This is a genomic window from Methylobacterium planeticum (assembly GCF_008806345.1).
Taxonomy (GTDB): Bacteria; Pseudomonadota; Alphaproteobacteria; order Rhizobiales; family Beijerinckiaceae; genus Methylobacterium; species Methylobacterium planeticum.
Map to the genome: position 1 here is coordinate 1 of NZ_VZZJ01000048.1, position 18,792 is coordinate 18,792.

At 65.3% G+C, this 18,792-nt stretch carries 13 protein-coding genes; 2 read left to right on the plus strand and 11 right to left on the minus strand.

Annotation, left to right across the window (positions count from 1 at the left end):
- Positions 1-208: 208 nt before the first annotated feature.
- From F6X51_RS26560 to F6X51_RS26600, 9 genes are all read right to left on the minus strand, one after another.
- A complete protein-coding gene (locus F6X51_RS26560) occupies positions 209-844 on the minus strand; it encodes a TetR/AcrR family transcriptional regulator (RefSeq protein WP_150966916.1) in 636 nt (211 codons plus the stop codon).
- 1,212 nt (positions 845-2,056) lie between these two features.
- The gene (locus F6X51_RS26565) at positions 2,057-2,416 is read right to left on the minus strand and encodes a hypothetical protein (RefSeq protein WP_150966918.1); all 360 of its coding nucleotides are present in this window, start codon (positions 2,414-2,416) and stop codon (positions 2,057-2,059) included.
- Positions 2,417-3,772 (minus strand): S8 family serine peptidase, encoded by a 1,356-nt coding sequence (locus F6X51_RS26570; RefSeq protein WP_150966920.1) that lies wholly within the window; start codon positions 3,770-3,772, stop codon positions 2,417-2,419.
- Positions 3,773-3,803: 31 nt separating this feature from the next.
- Positions 3,804-5,342: a Dyp-type peroxidase gene (locus F6X51_RS26575; RefSeq protein ID WP_191970292.1), complete on the minus strand. Its 1,539-nt coding sequence runs from the start codon at positions 5,340-5,342 to the stop codon at positions 3,804-3,806.
- A 49-nt stretch (positions 5,343-5,391) separates the two neighbouring features.
- On the minus strand, positions 5,392-6,705 hold the full coding sequence (locus F6X51_RS26580; protein WP_150966924.1) for a hypothetical protein: 1,314 nt from the start codon (positions 6,703-6,705) through the stop codon (positions 5,392-5,394).
- 118 nt (positions 6,706-6,823) lie between these two features.
- The gene (locus F6X51_RS26585; protein WP_150966926.1) at positions 6,824-7,978 is read right to left on the minus strand and encodes a cupredoxin domain-containing protein; all 1,155 of its coding nucleotides are present in this window, start codon (positions 7,976-7,978) and stop codon (positions 6,824-6,826) included.
- A 13-nt stretch (positions 7,979-7,991) separates the two neighbouring features.
- Positions 7,992-9,035, minus strand: a complete 1,044-nt coding sequence (locus F6X51_RS26590) for an NAD(P)/FAD-dependent oxidoreductase (RefSeq protein WP_150966928.1) — start codon at positions 9,033-9,035, stop codon at positions 7,992-7,994.
- Entirely contained in the window at positions 9,019-11,481 is a 2,463-nt protein-coding gene (locus F6X51_RS26595; protein ID WP_210250348.1) for a hypothetical protein, read from the minus strand. Before F6X51_RS26595 ends, F6X51_RS26590 begins: the two co-directional genes overlap by 17 nt.
- A 167-nt stretch (positions 11,482-11,648) precedes the next feature.
- Positions 11,649-11,987: a hypothetical protein gene (locus F6X51_RS26600; protein WP_150966931.1), complete on the minus strand. Its 339-nt coding sequence runs from the start codon at positions 11,985-11,987 to the stop codon at positions 11,649-11,651.
- A gap of 145 nt (positions 11,988-12,132) precedes the next feature.
- On the opposite strand from F6X51_RS26600, the gene F6X51_RS26605 reads away from it, so the two are divergent.
- On the plus strand, positions 12,133-13,095 hold the full coding sequence (locus F6X51_RS26605; protein WP_150966933.1) for a trypsin-like serine peptidase: 963 nt from the start codon (positions 12,133-12,135) through the stop codon (positions 13,093-13,095).
- 567 nt (positions 13,096-13,662) lie between these two features.
- Here F6X51_RS26605 and F6X51_RS26610 read toward each other — a convergent pair.
- A complete protein-coding gene (locus tag F6X51_RS26610; protein ID WP_150966934.1) occupies positions 13,663-14,433 on the minus strand; it encodes a hypothetical protein in 771 nt (256 codons plus the stop codon).
- Between the two features lie 551 nt (positions 14,434-14,984).
- Positions 14,985-16,088, minus strand: a complete 1,104-nt coding sequence (locus F6X51_RS26615) for a helix-turn-helix domain-containing protein (protein ID WP_150966936.1) — start codon at positions 16,086-16,088, stop codon at positions 14,985-14,987.
- A gap of 1,060 nt (positions 16,089-17,148) precedes the next feature.
- Between F6X51_RS26615 and F6X51_RS26620 the strand changes: the two genes are divergently transcribed.
- On the plus strand, positions 17,149-18,138 hold the full coding sequence (locus F6X51_RS26620; protein WP_150966938.1) for a hypothetical protein: 990 nt from the start codon (positions 17,149-17,151) through the stop codon (positions 18,136-18,138).
- Positions 18,139-18,792: the final 654 nt, after the last annotated feature.

The following is an 18,792-nucleotide window of genomic DNA, read 5'->3' on the forward strand; positions in this document are numbered from 1 at the left end:
TGTCCTGGGGGGCCCGTTTGGACGCCGATCACCCCGAAAACGGGGTCCTTATTCCACGCCTAATCACATCTCACGCTGCGCTGCCTCGACCACGTTCACGGCAGGCAGGAACGGGGTGCTCACAGGGGCAAACGCGACCTCGGCCCGCGCGACCGGCAACGCCAGCCCGAGTGCCGGGACCGCCCGAATGGCGGCGTTCCGATCGGCCTCATCGATTCAACTGCACGGCTGTGAATGGCGCATGCGGAAGTTCGCCGCGCAGGCCGGCATCGATCAGCGCATCAAGAAACGCGATGGTAGCGCCCGAATCGTATTCGAGCAGGACGGCGCGATTGACGATGATCCCTTTCATCAGCGGGTTGATCGTATCGAACAACGCCTCGGGTTGGCATCTCGGCGAGAGGGCGAGCAGGGAGAACATCCCGCCCAGCCAAGCGCGGGCCTCCTCGGTTCGCTCGACCACGGCGGCAATCGCGGCATTGCGTTTGGCCTCTGCCCAAAGGTCGAGGCGCAGCACGGCGGTCTCGCGAGTGATCCCCGAGAGGGTTCGCGTGAGGACGCCAGTGAGGACGGCTCGAGGGGAAGCAGTACGCCCGAGCTCGGCGACTAGAACGGCGCAGCGCGCGCGGTCGCGCCGGGCCAGCGCCTCGACGATGGCCTCCTTGGAGCCGAAGTAACGATGGAAGTTACACCGACCGATCGCGGATTCGCGGGCAAGGTCAATCATCGTGGTGCGGCGGAAGCCGTTGCGCACGAAGCAGGCTTGGGCCGTATCGAGGATGTGCTCGCGCCGCGCCAAGGGGCCGCTCTTGGCGTCAAAGCCATTCCCGACGGCCGTGTTCACTATGCGGGCCTCACCGCTTCGGCGACCGACGGAAGCCGGCTTTGATCCTTGCGGAACGTCACCGCGCCGCAGGCTGACGGCCGGTCCGGGGGCTCGGAACAGGGTTGCGCCTGCCAGCCATCCGGAGCAACGCCGGTCCAGGCGGCGAATACGAGACAAGCGAGCGCCATAACCCTGAGGACGACGGTCGGGTCGCCCATTCGAGCCAGATGCCAGCGCCGCAGCGGAATCACAGGATATGCCCCGCACGGTGGTACGCTCGGTCGGATCTTTGGGCGATGACGGCTCACCGGCGCTTCCACTGAAATAACTCCCAAGATGGACTGCCCTTCCCGGCGCTCGAAGGTCGCGGACCGGTTGCTGCGCCGTTGTCCCACCTCTCGGCTTCCGACGGACGCCTCGATCGACCGGTCGTCCCGTTGGCGGGTCACCCCGCCGGGTTGCAGTTCCGCGGCAACGGTTGAGCGCCCTCGAAAATCAAACCTGTGGGTTGCGCCAACATTACCGGACCGGCCGGCCTTGCGCCGGGGTGATTGCGAGGATCAGCTCTGACCGAGCGAACTGGACCTGAGGCGGGAACAGTAACCTGAACGGAATTTTAGGACCGGGTCCGAACCACGTCCGTCCTTCCGCACCCGAGCGCCTCGGCACAGGCCACGGTGGGGGCGTGGCAACCGGCGAACTCGCGCGGGAATTGGTCATCCACCCGCGTGTCAGGATGCGCGTCGGATGAGACCACGGCGCTGATCCTTCGACCGGCGCGTTCAGGAGCCGTGATCACCCGGCCCGTCGGTGGAATTTGCCGTGGACGCCAAAATCGGGACTGCCGCTTTCTGCGGCTGTCCCTTGGGGGCGTGTCCGAGGGCACGGTGCCATCCGCCGCATTTGCCCACTCGGGGATGGTTCCCACAGGATGCCGCAGGCGCGGGTTCTGGAGATCCGTGTCTGCCATGACCCCGCGTTCAGCGCGACCGTGCTGCTCGCGCCGGAACTGATTGGCCAGGCGTCCGGCCGGACGATCCGGCGGCGTTCTGATGGGGCGAGGTCATTCCCGGTCGAACAGGATGCTTGCGAGTCTGCGGCCTTCGCAGCGCTTCCTTGTTTGAGCTGCGGTCAAGCGGCGAGACGCCCACCCTCCTGCGAGCGCCGACATCATCTTGGGCGCGCCGGATCGGCCAAGTCGAGCCAAGACCCGAGCGCCGCCGAGGCCCCTCAGTCGCCAAGCACTTGGCGTGGCACGACGATGTCGACCCTGACGTCCTCGCCCTTCAGCTCGTTCGTGATCGCGTCCAGCTGCATCGTCGGGACGACGGCCTCGACGGTCTGGGCGGAGAGCGACAGGCTGTTGGGCACGATCTCGGCGCCATGCTTGGCGAGCTTGCCATCGAGACCCTTCTGCCAAGCCTCCATCTCGGCCTTCCACGCCTGCCGGTCCCGGGAAACCGGCGCGCCGCGATATTGCGCCGTGACCTTCACCGCCTCGGCTCCATCGGCCGTCCGCCGGACAAGACCGAGACGACGCAGCTTTTCCAAGTCACTGTGATCCGACATGGCTGCGATCTCCCCTGGCAATCACGATGTCTCCGGATCAACGCCCATCCGTCCCAAATCGATACGTCCGCGGCCGACGACATTATCCGGCAGCATCATCGGCGCCGCCGCCTGGTCGAGCAGAGCCTTGCGCATGGCGGCGGGAGCCACGCTCAGGCCCTTCTCGCGCCGCTCCTGGAAAATCAAGGCCAGGGCGCCTGCGACGATCGGGGTCGCCATCGACGTGCCGCTGGAACGCCCGAAAAGGTCGACCCTTTGCGGGTCGGTCGCAAGCTTCCCGTCCGCCTGACGCGGCACCGGCACCGTCGACATGACATTGACGCCCGGCCCGCAGAGATCCGGTTTCGACTGTCCGAACGAGGACGGCCCGCGGCTCGAGAAATCGGCGGCCAGGAACGTTCGCTTGGTGATCGCGCCGACGGTGATCGCCCCGCGCGCCTGTCCCGGGCATCCGAGCTCGGTGTCGAAGGACCCACCGTGTCCGAAGCGCCGGAGCGCATCGGCACGCGAATGCTCGTTGCCCGCCGCGGCACAGACGAGGAGCCCGAACAGCACCGCATTGTCGACCGACGTACAGAGCGGACACCGGCCATCCGGACAGCTCCAGCCATGGCCGCCGTCAGACCAGCTCGGCAGGTGATTGAACCCTAGGCTCATCGACGCGATGTCGGCTTTCAGGTTGAGCGCCTCGTCGACACCTTTCGAGATGTTGGTGTTCTGTCCGCTGCCATCGCTCTTCAGCACCTTCACGTTCAGGAGCGAGACGTCGGGCGCGATCCCGGGAAAGATCGTGTCGCGCGAGGCGATCGAGCCCGCGCAGTGCGTGCCGTGGCGGCCGGGGATGGCTACGTCCTCGCCGCAGGTCGAGACCGACGCTTCGACCCGCAGGTGCGGATGCTTCTCGTCCACGCCCGAATCGAGCACGGCGATCCGCACGCCCCTCCCGGTCAGCTGGCCGTGGCGGTTCCGGAATGCGTCGAGTTGCAGGTCGACGACCGCGTCGTCCATCGCGATCGGATAGACCACTGGATCGAGCTCGATCTTGTCGATGGCGTCGAGTTCGGCGAGCCGCTTGACGCGCTCGGAATCGATCGAGGCAGCGAGGGCATTGGCGAGGAAGAGCGGCTGCGCCTTGCCGCCCGACAGCGCGTCGTTCCTGGGTTCGAGATCCCGAGCGACCCGATCCTTGAACTCCTCCCACGTCTCGCCGCGCGCCGGCTTCGTGCGTCGGAACTGCATCACGAGCGGCAGGTTCGCGTCATGTTCCGACCCGCCGATGTGGGAGGCGATCAAGCTTAGTTCCCGATTGCGAAGGGCTGGGCTCGCCTTGTCGAGCCGGTCGATGACGCTCCGGAGCAAAGGACCGACTTTCGCCATGGTGTGCACTCTCCGCGTTGGCGCGACCGTGTCAAACCTCGGTCTGGTTGCCTGCGAACGCCGCCAGCGACGCGAGCGACGGAGCAAAGAAATATCCGCCGCCAGTCGGCGTGACCCAATCCGCAAGCGTCGAGACGCGCCGCGACGTCGAGCCGGCCGCCTTCCGGAACACGGCAGTCCGGCCTTCCTTCGATAGCGGCGCCTGCCCGACGAGAACGTCGTGCCCGCCATCCGCCTCGGGCTTGATGTCGGAGTTCATCCAGTCCTGGGCGAGCTTCTCGAACTGCTCCCGGATGCTTCTCTGGTAGCTCAGGAACAGGAGTCCACGGTCGACGCCGTCCTCGTCCACGGCGTCGGGCGCGATCGGCGTCCCGTAAGGGATGCCACGGCGCAGCAGACGCAGCTTCTGGGTCTGGGAGGGCGGCCCGAGATTGGTGCTCGTGTCACGCGGATTGACCTTCCTGATATGCGCGTGAAGCGGGCAGACGAGCCCCATGGGATCGCCGGGCGCCCCCGGGATCGGCTCGCCCGTCGTGGTCGTCACGGCGGCGGCGGCCTCGCGAAAGCCAAAGTTGTTGAATGCATCGAGCGACCCGGGCGGCGTGCCCGGATCATCATCCGGATAGAGAAGGATCGGCGCCCCGGACGGCCAGCGTCCGACGAGACGGGCGCGCAGCCAGTCGTCCGAGGCTCCGGCATAGTCGGAGTAGGCCCGCAGGCTCTCGGCAAGCGTCCGCGTCGCCTGCCGGAAAAGCGCGACGTGCTGCCTCAACCTGCGAAAGACCAGGAACGAGCCACCGCTCATGAACGGATCGACGGGGCCTTCCGACGCGGATGTCCTGAAATCGTGCGCATCCTGCCTCGGGTAACCGAAGATGAATTCTCCCGGCCAGACAAGGACCTCGCCGGGTGCCGAGAATTCGGGTCCCTCCGAGAGCCCGTCGGGAGCGAGACGTCGCGGCGTCAGCAGGTCGTCCTCCGCCGGGCTCAGCCTGCCGCGGAGGCCGGGCTGCGAGACGCCGTCCCGGAAGCCGAAATGCTCGCTGTCGTTGTCGAGCCGGACGCCGGTCTCCGCGTAAAGCACGGCGCCACCTGCCCGACGGCATTCCTTCTCCGTCGAGTCGGCGAACCGGGCGAGTTCCTCTGCTTCGTCCGATCCGAGGATCAGCAGCAGGGCGACCGGCGCCGAGGGGGCGCCGACCAGCCATCCGTCCTTGTGGCCTGGCGCGCCGAGGGTCGATGGATCGCCGAGTGAGCTCGAACGCCTCGCGAGGCCCAGGCCGAACGAGCGGTCGGTTCTCCCCGGGCCCTGGAAGCCCGCCTGCGCGAGCGGCTCGGCCCCGACGGCGATGTTGAGCCAGCGCAGCGCCGAGCCGGCTTCGACCGCACGGAAGCTCTCGCGTCCGAACACCCGCAACGTCTTGGCCTTCTCGATCCGGCGCTCGTGATAGGCTGCCGCCCGAGCAGCCGGGGTCACCCATGGAAGCAGGTGCCGCACGATGGCCTGCGCCTGGGCCAAGTCGGCGCCGACGGCGACGATGCGCTGATAGGGTAGCCGGAAACCGGGCACGACATTGGCCTGGATTCCGCTTCCTGCGAGGATTGGGTCGGACACAGGCTCAGATCCGCTTGTTCGATCGGGGTAGATCGTCGGCGGACAGCGTTTCGCCAATCGAGGCGGTCAGGGACGGGAGTACCAGCGGTCCCGCCTCGACGTCCAACGTGGCGGCGATCTCGGGGCAGGCTTCGCCGATGCCAACGATCCTCACCAGTCTGGGGCTCTCGGGGATCCGGCAGCATTTCGAGTCGCATCCCTGCCGCGGTGCGGCGGCATCGGTCGCTGCGCCGACGCCGTGGATCACGATCGTGATGAGCTCTGCGAGTTGGCCGCCGTAGCGCAGCGGCTCACCGCCAACGAGCACGTCCTCCAGGTCAAAATCGGAACCCTCAGGCGGCGCGAACTCGGCGCGCAGGATCAGCCGGTCGGCTTGGCGGCCGCGGACGACCTTCCAGCACTCGGCGGCCGTCACTCCTCCAGGCGGCTCGATCGGCGCGAGATCGAGCTCCCCGATGTAGAGCCCGACAGGGTCGGCTATCGTCACCCTCAATCCGTTCCGCACCAGTTCGTTGACCTTGCCGCCGATCGTCGGATCGCTCGACCGGTTGGGACTGCCGTACGCCGCGCAGCAGACAAGGCGGGCGTCGTCCGTCAGCACGGCGCCCGAACCGTCGGTCCTCAGCACCGTCGCGTCAGCCGCCAGGTAGATTTCCGCCTGCAGCGAGTTCGCCGGATGCGTGAGATGGACCAAGCCGTCGGTGGTGTTCCATTTATTGAGCGGGTTGTACTGGCCGCGCAGGTTCACCAGGCCGTTCTTGCCTCGGACGTAGGTGTCCGTCTGGAATATCAACTCCTCGGGCGCGACCTGTGGCCCGACGAGTTGCCGGTAAAGCTTGAGCAGCTGTTTCGAATCATGCTCTGCCAAGGTCGACCAGTATTCGGGGTTCTCGCACGTGAAGACGATGCGTTCGAGGCGTCCCGTGGACGGGTCGCGAAGGCATCGCCATTCGCAATATTCGTCCTGATCGCGAAAGAGCAGGTTTGCATTGCGGAACTTGCCGTGGCCCGCGGGTTCCCAATAGCTTGCCTGCCGATCGTTCATGTCGCGCGTGACGACGTTTTCTGCCGTCTTCCATCGGGTTTCGACGTCGTCCGGCCATCGCAGCGTGAATTTCCTTGGAAATGCGTTCCATGGAATGAGGGCTGTCGGCGCGCCTGCCGGCAGCGGATTGTCGACCACGTTGAAGAACCGGTGTCCGGTTGGCAGGCGGTCGGCCGCATCTTGGAACCAGCTATGAAGCGCCCCGCTCCACTGTTCGCGGCCTGCCTGATCCAGATCGTCAATGTAGGCCGGTGTTGAGAATATCGTGGCCATCGCGTCCTCGCCTCCAAAACTTCATGCATGCGGAACATGCGATGACAGATCGGCAGAAGGTGGTTCTCGGAAGTTGTCCGCCTCGGCTCGCTGCTCAGAATGGGCTCTCCGGGGAGCGCTACACGATCAGAACACCGTAGTTCAGGAGCCTGATGTCGAAATGAACGAACCGCGAGATAGCGATCTCGCTTTTCTCGCCGTGCTCGAACTCGATGGGGTGGACGTGGTTCGCGCCTGCGCCCGCCCCACGCATGATCAGGGGGTCCTGCGCCTGGCGTACCAAGGCCCCCGGCGGCAGCAGCCAGAACAGGTGGAAGGCATTGTCGACGATGGAGATCCGCGGGACGAGGCGCGGCGGGAGGGCTCTGATCGAGCGTCCCAGCACCTTGAACCGCATCGATCCTGTGCCTTTCCAGCCGACCGGCGCGGCGGCGAGCTTTGCGACCGAATGGAAGCCCGGCGCACGGTCGATGTAATGGTCGACAAAGACGTCCTGCTCGTCGCCGTACAGGATGTAGCTGAGGGCGTCGGGATAGTCGGCCTCGGTGTCGAACTGGTGAAAATGTATGACCTCCTCAAGATTGACCGGCACATCCTCTAATCCGGGCACCTGCACTTGCACAGGGCCAATGGTGGTTTGCGAGCCGTCCGGCCAATAGCTGACTGACGCATTCGGCAATTGCTTGATCTCGCCGGCTCCGATCGCCGGCATCGACATATGATCGTGGAAGATCTGAACGACCTGATCGCCGTAATCAGACGCCCGAAGCTCTTCGTAGATCTTGGCATGCTCGGGCTTGGCGAAGCTGCCGCGCAGGATCACCTGATAGTTGTGCCGGCTGTCGGCCAGCACGGGCGTGTGGGTCATGAACAGCTTCGAACCCGAGCGGCCGCCCGTGACGAAGCCATGGTAGTGATGCAGGGAATGGCCGCCATGACCGTCCACACCGTGACCATCATGGGCGCCATGGCCGGGATGGCCGCCGGGGTCGCCGGTGCCACCACCGGACCGACCAGAGACGGCGACGGTTCCCTCCATGTCGGTGTGAAACCGGCAGATGTAGTTGAAAGTGCCTGGCTTCTCGAACAGGATCGGGCTCGAGGTCTCTCCCGGCAACATCGCGCCGGCGTTGAAGTAGTTTGCCTCGTTGGCCCTCGTCTCGACGGAATGAGCGTAGGGATCCAGGTTCCGCCAGACGACGTATTGACCTGCCTCGATCGAGATGGGCGGGAACGCGTTGTTGGTGATATCGACGATCAACGTCTTCGGCATGGGACATCTCCAGCTACGCTAGTGCGAGGCTTCCTGTCGCGGAAGCGTTGAGGGCGAGCCGATCGGCTCCGATCTCCGCGTAAAGCCCGCGAAGCCGGGCGACGTCGTGCTCGAACCAAGTCGTGAGCCATTCGTCGTAGCCGCGCGCGGCTGTCTGGGCGGAGTTTCGCCCCGATGCGATGTCTGCAGCGCAGTGGGCGGCCATCATGCCGGACATCAGCGCGCGAAGGACGCCGTTCGAGGTTGAGGGATCGAGGGAACCGGCCGCGTCCCCGGCAATGAAGTAGCCAAATCCAGCAAGGCGCTCCGCACGTCGCCAGGTGGCGTCCGCGGAGCGGCACCGACCGAGCGGCGGAAGATGCTCGATCTCCGGTGGCGGCGAGGCCGGTCCGCGCCCGTCGAACGAAAGGCGTGTCCAATGGACGATGCCCGGGGCCACGTCGGCGATCCACGTCCATCCATTGCTGTCACCGCGGAATCGAGGGAGGGGGGCATAAGCGCCAGCCCGGTAGCCGTAGCGGGCTACCAGCCGCGGGGACCATGACCGCAGGCCGAGACCCAGACGGCGGCGCAACAGCCCTGCCCGCCCCGACGCGTCGATCGTGACCGGCGCCACGATGGTCGCATCCCGGCATTTCGCGCCGAGCACTTCCCCGTGTCGCACCATTGGTTCGACCTGCGTCGTCGGCTGGACGAGGCGTCCGCCGAGGCTGCGGAAACGGCTCAGCAGCACCGCGTCGAGATCGCTTCGCAGGATCTGGAACGCCCGCCAGGGTCCTCGATGGTCCTCGCCGAACCTGAGCAGGCGCGTGTCGCCGTTCCAGGTCGTCGACACGCCGGACGGGCGCAGTGGCGACAGGGCGGCAACGGCATCGAACACGCCGAGCTGGCGGAAGATCGGCTCGACGCCGGGATGCAGAGTCTCTCCGGCGCGATGCCGAGGGAATGCCTGGCGTTCGATCAGGGCAACGCGCAGGCCGCGCATGAGCGCGAGAATGCCGGCGGCGGTGCCGGCCGGACCGCCACCAATGACCACGAGATCAGCGTCGCCGCTCATAAGGTTGCGCCCACGTCGCGTCGGTTCCCCGCCTCAGCACGATCGTCGGATCGGCGAACAGCAGGACGTGCTCCTTGATCGGTACGATGAGGCGGTCGAATTTCCTGCTGTCCGGGTGGGGCCTTCTTTCGCCGTCGTGCCGGACCATCTCGAAGCGGTAGGTATGCCGCTGGTCGAGGGCACGCCGGTGCGCCGCGACGGCAGCCTTGAGGTCGGGATCGTCGGGGCGGGCCGGGCGGAACGACAGGACCGTCCAGTTCGCCTTCTGCGCGGGTTCGGTGGCTTCGAGCGCTTCGTAGATCATCGCCATGGTCAGGGTGCGGGCGATGTATTCCGTCGCCGAGACGCTGCCGATCACCGCGAGGTCGAAGCGCGCAGCGAGAGCCGCTTCGACGTAGTCGCCGTAGGCAAGCGCCTGATAATCGAGCGTGTCGGGGTCGGGACCCTTGATGGGCCCGCGGATGCCGTCCCAGGGCTCGCTCCCGTCAAGTCCTATGACATCGTCGGGCAAAGGGGTCGCGGTCGCGTACTTGCGGCTTGGCGCGAAGGTCCGCGTGATGTCCGGCGCGACGGCAGGCCAGAAGGAGCTGAGCGCCGCGCACAGCATCGTATCCTCGGGAAACGGCGAGCCGAGCCCGTAGTTGGTGAGGAAGAGCACCTTCTCGTTCGACTCGCCGGCCTCCGCGTCAGCCGGAGCGCTGTCGAGAGAGACGTCCCAGCCGGGCGCGAAGACGCCCGAGGCGCCATCGGGCAGCATGGAGGCGCGGACATGGCTTACCGGCCGCAGCGGCCGTTGTGCGCCGTTCGTCGGCGCGAGGGGCCCGACGATCGCGGTCATCGTATCGTCGTGGGGATCGAAGCCGGCTCCCCTCAATTCGAGGTTGGCGGCAAGACGCTGGCTCGATAGCGGGTCGGGGCGCCCGGGATTGACCGGCCAGACCGCCGACAGCAGGTCGGGAGGAGCAGACTGGTCGGTCCACTCGACGAGCTGGCTTTGACGGACCAGCGGGAAGAAATCGGGACTGGCGATGACGGAGTAGGCTGGCAGCCGGCGTGGGATTTCAAGGGCAAGCGCCTCGCACTCGACGTTGATCCAGCCGTCGGCGGTATAATCCACGTAGTGGCGGGCCCAGTAGTCGCCCTTGCCCACCTCTTTGGCGATGTCGGTCGCATGATTGAGGTTGACCTCGCCGTCGGCGTCGAGCCTGTGCCGGGCGTGAAGGTATTCGGGTGCCTTGCGGGCGCTGTCTTCGGCGGGCCGCAGGTTGAGCGTTGATTCGTACACGCGCCAGTGCTTGGCTCCCGTCGATCGCGGAACTCGGTAGGTGAGAGGCTTTCCTTCGTATTCCGCGGCCTCGATCAACGTTGGGCGAGCGACCGGCTTCAGCAGCCAGCTGCCATCGGAGGTGGTCGTGGAGAACTCCGCGATGCCGTCACGGATCACGAAAGGCGGCTTGTCGATATCCGGTCCGTACCAGCCGCCGTTGTGGCCCTGTCCGAGGAAGAACAGGTGCGCGCGCCTGATCTTTTCGTTGAGGTGGTTCGCCGCAAGCCGAACCGAGATTTCGTAGCCCGCGATGCATTCATTGCCGTCGAAGAGCTTGTGGAGCGGGATCCAGAACCGGCGATCGGCGTCGCCCCTGGTCCGGTTGCCGGCCGACGGCGCCGACCTCAGGCCGGCGGACTTGTCGCGCCGGACATCGCCGGCAGCGGTGGGCTTGCCGGGATCGAGAAAATGCATGGGACCGTGTGCGTCCCTGAGCCCGACCTGTAGCGCCGCGACGTAGGCGGCATAGCGACAGGGCGACACGGCGATGGCGTGTCCGTCCCCCGGCACGGTCGGCAGGTAGCCGCGTGCCGCAGGATGGTGGATCTCCGAACGCGTCCCGATCCGCGCCACGCCTGTCCGCGAGTGGCACATGTCCGCATGCCGGCGGTGAACCGTCTCGACAGCGGGTCTGTACTCTGACGCGAAAACCACCACGGCGAGCGGCGCGCCGCCGGCGCGGGCCCGGAGATCCTCGACCGTTGGCGGTGTCACGCCGAACACGTAGTTCTCGAGCGCCTCGATTTCGGCGGGTGTCGGAAACGACTTGAGCGCGTTCCCGCGGCAGGTCGTGACCTCGGGCGAGGCGAAGGCATGGTAGAGCAGGCTCAGCGCGGGGCGCCCTGGCTCGACACCCCTGACGCCCTCACCCGCGAAATCCACGAAGCCCGGCTGCGAGCGGTCGATCCGTTTGAGAGGGCGCGCGAGTTCGTCCGCGAGGTCTTCCGCTTCGATGTCGAGCCCGTGCAGCTCAAGCAGATCGCCCCAGCCTCGTCGTGCGAGACGCCGACAGGCCTTGGCGACGAGCTCGATGAGCGGTTGAGCCGGCATCGCCGAGGCGTGAAACGACTGGTTCGGCGCCCCGGCGGCGTTCGGACCGTTCGTTCTTGAGCGGGCCATCCCGGTTCACTCCCTCGTCGAAGGTTTATGGGTCCGTCGAACGGACGAGCAGGCCGCCGGCCCGCAGGCTTCGAGGCAAGCTGCCGGGCGAGCGTCGGAGCTCGCTCGTGCGGTCGGTACGGCGTAGCCGGCGGTCAGGACGGAAGGGCCTCGCATCCGACTGCCACCTACGGGGCCCGCGCCGGCATCGGCGATAGGCTGACGACCTCGAGGCGCTCCCCCAGCGACAAGGCCAATCCCAGCGACGCGTCGCTCGGGCGGCCGGTTATCTCCAAGGAGATCAGCACCTGCGGCGGCATGCTCTTCAACATGCCGTCGTGCCTGACCGTACGACTGATACACTCGCGCTGCCGCAGCCACTCTCCTATACTCGCAAGAGCCTTCTCGTGGTCAAAGAGGATGCCTGATTTATTCAATCGTTGCACGACAGTTTGAATGCAATCCCGCGCGGTGTCGAGCCTGCCTTGCTGCAATGCAATACAAAATACCGAGTCAGGGTCGGCCATCTCTGATTTTGCTTGCAACATGAGTTACATAGGCAGCGGAAATGGCGCAAAAACAGATTCTATAACAATCGCAGCATTGCACGGAATTGTCGATTAAGCCAAGATTTTGCTGGGCGGGAAGCCTGATTTTTCATGGGAGGTCCCAATGGCCGACGAGCTCAGGTTGGAAGGGGTTTCCGCGGACGACATTCGATCCGAGCTTCAGGCCAGGAGCCGTCCGGGCGAACCGACGGTTACGGCCTCGGAGGCCGATGCGCCGGCATCCCCGCTCTCATCCGTCCCGACCGGCGACCTCGTGGCTGCGCTCGCCACCGTGGAAAAGGGCATCTACGGGGTCGATGACCGCAAGGATTTCTACGAGTTCCCGAGCGATGACGTCCGACGGGTTGCGGATAGCGTCGCGGCGCTGTTTCGCGCCGGTGACGTCGTCAGCAACGGCGATGGAACGTCGACGCTTCGGACCGAGACGTTGCAGTCGGCCCAGCGAGTCTGTGCGAAGGAGCGGTTCGCCGCGCAGCCGACCGGCGCATTTTGCACGGGGTTCCTCGTCGGGCCGGACCTCGTCGCGACCGCGGGCCACTGCGTCAACGAAGGCAACGTGACGACCGTGCGGTTCGTGTTCGGGTTCCGGATGACCGACGAGACAACCGCGGTCGGGACAATTGCTGATTCGGACATTTACAGTGGACGCGAGCTGGTGGGCCGCGTGCTCGAACCCGGCGGCTCCGACTGGGCCCTCGTGCGTCTCGACCGCGAGGCTGGAGGACGCAGGCCCTTGACCATCCGGACAACGGCCCAGATTGCCCAGGGCGCTGCCGTCTCCGTCATGGGGCACCCTTCGGGCTTGCCCTTGAAATTCGCCGATGGCGCCGAGGTGAGGGACAACTCGGCCCGGGCGTTCTTCGTCGCCAACCTCGACACGTATGGCGGCAATTCGGGCTCACCCGTCTTCGGAGCCAATTTCGTTGTCGAGGGTATCCTCGTTCGGGGTGGCACGGATTACCTGTTGAACGTCAATTGCTACGTCTCGAAGGTCTGTCCATCCACGGGGTGTCGTGGGGAGGATTGCACACGCATCACCGAACTCCCCCTGGACAAGATCTCATAGGAGGGCGGTTGCGAACCCGATGGCGTCGGCGTTGCGGGCCGGGAGGTATTCGGCTGCGCGTGCCGCAGCCGAATCGGGATTGTTCGGTCCCAAATGATGTGAGACCTCGTCAGATTGGATGCCGGCCGCGGCTTGATGAGTCCCCTGTGTCTGCACCTTCGGACCCGAACGGCGGCTGGGCGTCTGAGGGCCGGTGGCCCCTCGTCGTGCGCTCTCGGCTCTCCAATCAGTCGTTCGCGGCTGTGCGAAGTATTTTGAAGAACTGGAATTCTGCCAGAATCTGCTGTCTCAATCTTCGATGCGACTGGAATTCGGGATCGAATTAAGGTTCCAGGCATCTGGAAAGTGCAGAGCTGTCAAAGACGATCTGTCCGCCTTCGCGTCCGTACACGACGACCTCGATCCCCAGGTCGGTGACGGGCCCCCGGAGCGCCTGTCCCAGGCCGTCTGGCACAACCAAGACTTTTCGGTAATTATCCTTGAGTAATTTTTCATAAATTTGAAGCTGCCCCACCGCAGAGAAAACGTCTTGGGCGCCGGGATGTGACTTGATCTCGAATAAGACTTTTATTCTGGGGTCGAGGTAAACAAATCAGGACCGTATTGGCCGACCCTGTCGTTGGAATGAGAAATGTCGAGCCGTCTCAATTCGTGGGTGAGTGCTCGCCAGACCTCGCCGTGTCTGCGGTGTCCGATCGCGGCCGCGCGTGCGGCGACGTCGAAGGTTCCCGTCGCCTCAGGGCTCAGACCATGCTCCCAGTCATGGAGCTTCTTCAAGTCCGCGATCGGCCCGCCGTCTGATGTCTTGGCAAGACGGGCCTGCGCACATCTGGCGACGAACGCCGCAATGCCCTCTTGCAGAAGAGCTGCCGGCCCGTCCAGCAGCGTAACTTTGTGGTACCGGCCGGCAGATCCATCGCTGAATTCTATCGCTTCGGGTTCAAGCCGGGTGGCGGCGATGAAGTCGGCTTCGGTTATGCGCCTTGCCGGCACACTCATTCGTCCCTGGTGCAGCAGCCAACGGCTACCAGCATCGTCCCGCGCAAAAATGCCCTGAAGATTCTGATCGATGCCGTCGTTTGGCTGGTTGATCTCGACCACGATGTTGCTGCGAAAGTCGAAGGGCTTTTGGCCGAAGGCGTTCCAATCCCGCTGAACACCTCCGCGCCCTCGCGTCTTTCCGAATATTCCCCATATGCCAAATTGTTCGTGCCACAGCACGTCTTCGCCCGCGAGCGCGCCGATCTTCTTCGCTCCCTCCGCGAATGCAGACCGCAGCACCGCGGCAGCCGATCGCACCTCCGACCGTTTCTCCAACGCCCTCATCGGTAGCCCCATCAACTCCTCCGCAGGCCTGCACCGGGAGGTGGATGAGCCATGCTCTAGCGAACATCCCCGTTCCCTGGCGAGCGCCCTGATGCCGACTTCCAAGAGATTCCCCGTCTCGGCCAAGGTTCTTCTGAGCCCGACTATGGGCCAACCACGTGGCGTCGCAGCGGACATAGGCCCTGGGCGTCGGCAGGCGGAAGCGGAGTCTTTTGCGGGGGCGTCGGGGCGGATCTGTGGCTCAAGCCCGCTCGCGCCGAATGGCGTGGCGCACGGCGGCTTGCACATCGGCGAAGGTTGGACGCGGTTTCAGGAACCGCGCGGCCGCCGCCGTTCGGCAGCGCTGGCGGGTCGGAGGACCGTGTGGCCTGTGGAGTGACAATCGGGAACAGGCAAGCAGGCAGGGGGTCGTGCGGGCGATTGCCGTGTCTGACCACGGTCGCTTTCATCTCGACGCCAAGTTGGGCACGCGCATCCTGTCCGGGCCCACCGGGAGCGATGCGAGCCCGGGCCGCCTGGCCGTCCCCCTGCCGTGCGGAGGCCGTCGCGCTCGGGCGGAAGCCTCAATCGACTTGGGAGATCCTCACGACCAGTCGGCCCAACAGTGTGCCGGCCTCTTCTCGTCCTTCCCCGGCCAGCGTTTCGCCGAGCGAACGATCGCCGGCTTCCAGTCTGGCAACGAGAAGGCTGCCGGACGGCAAGCTCAGGACGAACGACCCGGGCTCGTTGAGTGAGGCGGGTGCCGTGCTGATCACGTAACGCTCACCCGCGCTGCGTGCGGTCGGCGAAGCCGCGGAGGCGACGACCCGCAGGTCGCGGGCGTCAGCCTTGAGCACGCTCGCCAGGTAGTCACTCGGGAGTCCCCACGTCCGAACGGGTTTGGGCCTCGCTTCCTCGACGCTCTCGCCGGCACCCTCGGAGGTCGGCGGCGTCCTGAGTAAGGTAGGCTGCACCTCCGGGATCATGACGGTTCCCGTGGGTCGCCTCTTCGACAGCGGCACTCCCCTCCGGCTGGTCGCCTCGAGCTTCTTCAGCGCCTGCGCGATCGCGACGCGGTTCGCCGCCACGGGCGTGATGCTCACATTCCGAAGTGCCGCGGCATGATCCTTCGCCTCGTCGGGTGTGCTCGGCTGGGCTCCCTTCAGATAGCTGTCCACCTTCTCCCCGAGACCGGACGGCAGGGTTCCCGCGGTCAGCCAGAGTGGCCGGACCCCGAACGCGGCGCCGTACACGGACGCCCATTCCGTCGAAAGATCGACGGATCCGAGCTCATGGCTCGTGAGCGTGGTGCGCTTGAGCCCGATGGTCTCGGCGGCGCTGCCCACCGTCCGGAAACCGCGAAGGAGGCGACTGAAGCGGAGGCGGCCGGCCGCGGCCCGGGACCGCGTGCTGCGTTCCTGGGAAGCCTGCTGGATGATCTCGGCCAGCCTCTCGTTTTCGCTACCTTGTCCGGTCACGATCCAGCGCGGCACCACGTGGAAGGCTTCGGCGAAGCGTTCCACGTCCGAGGCCGTGAACGCCCGATTGCCGCTCTCCTGCTGCTGATACAGCGATACGCCCCATCCATGCTGGGCAGCCGCCGCGCCGGCGGAAAGAAACCCCGCGGCTCTTCTCGCCGTCTTTAGTCGAGCGGCAACGTCGCCGCCCTGATACCTGCCGGTGTCCACCGCCGTCTCATCCTCGGCATCTTCGGAGAGGGACGTATCGCCCGGACGCTGGGTGGTGGGAACCGCAATCGCGTGCCCCGCTGTCTTATCCCCGGGAACCGGGCGGGCGCCCCCTGGCTGGGGTACATCGGAATGGCAGTCAGGCGCCGAGGCGCGCCGTTTGCTCGGGACTTTCTCGGGACTTTTGCGTCCCAACAGGTCCCTTTGCTGCCGTTTGGAGCCGTTTCGCAGTGTTCGCGAGCCGGATGCTCCGCTTTGGTCCTGAACGGAGGATGCTAGGTTTTTCAGTGGTTTAGCGCCCTCAGATGCGGTTGGGCCGACATCATCGGCTGGAGAAACTTTGTTCTCCATGGGTATGAGGGCATGCATCGAGTCCCCTTTGAAAAATGGTTGTCTCCCGCTCAGCTCGGGACTTTCCTCGGGACTTTTCGTTCCGATACATCCGGCCTGTCATCGGACGGCACAATCACCCGGGGGAAGGATCGGCGGCCCTGGGAAGAGCGAGTGGGCTGAATTTGACCATGGCGAGTCAGTTGAGTCAGGCAACTGACTTCAAGGCTGTTGGCGTTCTCAGCGGCTATGAGTCGGCGCTCCTTTTCGAGGTCGGCGCGATCTTTGGACGTGCTGCGGTCCTTGGCCAAGCCGGGGCGATCGTCTCTTTCTCCGACTAAGTCAGCTGACTTAATCAAGTCACCGGTGCTGAAGCGTCCTTACTCCGCCAAACCGCTGGGGCAACACGGACAGGAAGACTGATCGGTTCGAGCAGCTGGCCCTGGGGGCGGCTTGGCACGTTCCTCTGACGGCGCGGCGGTCTGTGCGAGAGGGTGGCGCCCAAACGCCAACGGTGAGCGGCTTTGGCATGTGGCCGCCTTGAGGCCGAGGGGGTGATCTGACATCGATCTGATCGATCTCGGGTTCCGCAACGCGGCAGGAAACCCGGCGCCAGCCAGCCAGCCTACGGTCGGGCGATTGCAATTCGGCGACCAGCCCGCATATCGGACGCCTAGGCCATCTTGCCACACCGTACGCCGCGGGCGGCGAAGGGGGAACTATGGACGCCATGAGTTTCCTGAAGGGCCTGCCGGCCCTGCTGGGTGTGGTCGGCTTTTTTGCCTACCTGTGGGCAGGCCAGTACCGCATCGGCGGCGAGCTGATGAAAAGGATCATCGACAAGCTGCGCGCGGCGCCGAATGTTAGCGTGCAGCAGTACAAATCCATGACCCCGGCCAGGATCGAGCAGATTGTCAGACATGACAAGGAGGTCAGGCGTTTCGTCAATGAAGAAGATATCAAGATCCTGCGCCTGATTGTGATCTTGCAATACACGGCAACCATCGTTGTCCTGATCGTCTGCGCTTCGCTGGTCGGCCTTGGTGTCTGGCTGATGAGACAGCCAGATCCTCTCACGGTCGTGGCACGTCCTCCGACCGCGCTCGCGACATCGCGCACCGCCGAGTTCCTGCTGGACCTCGATCCGGTGGAGGTCGTTTGGGACGCCAGCGGTGCCGTGGAAAGGGTCGGCGTCTTCCTCGAGAATGTCGACAGTCACGCCCGGTCGCGAAAGAAAACGGTATCGGCCGACGTCCGGACCGTGCAGTTCAGCGCCGAGGAGGTGCATGATGTTGCGACCACCCGCACCTACCGGGGAAAGAACCGAGTGCGGACCGTAATCGAATGGTCTGGTCATGTAGCTCACTCGGAGCCGGTCGACATCTTTGTCGGGATCCAAGTCCAGCTCATGCTCGGGGGCACTTTGATAACGCCGAAAGAGTCCCGACAGATCAGCACGATGATCGCGACAATCGACAACAGCACCGAAAGTATGCCCAGGAACTACTGCTTCACCGCTGATTTCGCCGGCTGGAAGCGTGAAGGACCACTGGTCGCCCCCTTACGGTCATGTAACACGGATCATGAAGTGAAGCTGCCCTTTCTTTCGGAACTCGACCCGAACCGCCACGCCGGTTTGGTCTTCAACCAGCCCACCTCGGACCGTGCACTCGTGAGAACGTGCATTGCCGGAGCGGGCTTTCCGGCGGACGCGTGCTGACGCTCGGCGCATCCGGTCTCCGACCGGCGGAGGCGGTCGGCTTCCCCGGCGCGATCCGCCGATATCCTGGCCACCTCCGGACTTGGGGCAACCGCACCGGCTTCGGACACCTGTGGGCTTGCCGATCCTCGTCCCGAGTGCTGCCCGGCCCAGCGGATCCGGCCGAGAACCTCCGTCGGAGCGACGGTTGCATCGGCGCGGTGCCGGACGATGACGGTCGTCAGACGGGCACCACGTCTCAGGGGCTTGCATGGCCCGCAAGAGGCTGACGGCGTACCCGTCAACCGCACCTCTTCCGGCGAGCTTGTCGACGCCAGCGCGCAGAACAGATTCAAGTCATTTGGCTTGCTTGGAGCGGGCGGCGGAACTCCCCTGGGCTCAAGCGAAGGCACGCGCGACGTGGTCAGGACAAGCGATCGAACCGAACGCTTGGCGGAGGCCGCCGAATGACTCTTCGCCGAGCGTGGTTTTGCGCCGTCGGTTTCAGGGATGTGGCCACCCCGCCGACGTACCGGCAGGACCGCCTTCCATCATTCCGCAAGTAAGGCATGACCCAGGTAAGGCCAGTGCCTTTCGCGTCGACGTCCTAGTGCACTGACTCAGACGGATGGTTCAGGGGATCGGCTGACGGCGCCGAGGATGTCGGCGGCAGGC

Coding starts and splice junctions, on each gene's coding strand:
- F6X51_RS26600 (WP_150966931.1), bottom strand. CDS start 11,987: ATGGCCGACCCTGACTCGGTATTTTGTATTGCATTGCAGCAAGGCAGG.
- F6X51_RS26585 (WP_150966926.1), bottom strand. CDS start 7,978: ATGCCGAAGACGTTGATCGTCGATATCACCAACAACGCGTTCCCGCCC.
- F6X51_RS26570 (WP_150966920.1), bottom strand. CDS start 3,772: ATGGCGAAAGTCGGTCCTTTGCTCCGGAGCGTCATCGACCGGCTCGAC.
- F6X51_RS26605 (WP_150966933.1), top strand. CDS start 12,133: ATGGCCGACGAGCTCAGGTTGGAAGGGGTTTCCGCGGACGACATTCGA.
- F6X51_RS26580 (WP_150966924.1), bottom strand. CDS start 6,705: ATGGCCACGATATTCTCAACACCGGCCTACATTGACGATCTGGATCAG.
- F6X51_RS26595 (WP_210250348.1), bottom strand. CDS start 11,481: ATGGCCCGCTCAAGAACGAACGGTCCGAACGCCGCCGGGGCGCCGAAC.
- F6X51_RS26620 (WP_150966938.1), top strand. CDS start 17,149: ATGAGTTTCCTGAAGGGCCTGCCGGCCCTGCTGGGTGTGGTCGGCTTT.
- F6X51_RS26610 (WP_150966934.1), bottom strand. CDS start 14,433: ATGGGGCTACCGATGAGGGCGTTGGAGAAACGGTCGGAGGTGCGATCG.
- F6X51_RS26590 (WP_150966928.1), bottom strand. CDS start 9,035: ATGAGCGGCGACGCTGATCTCGTGGTCATTGGTGGCGGTCCGGCCGGC.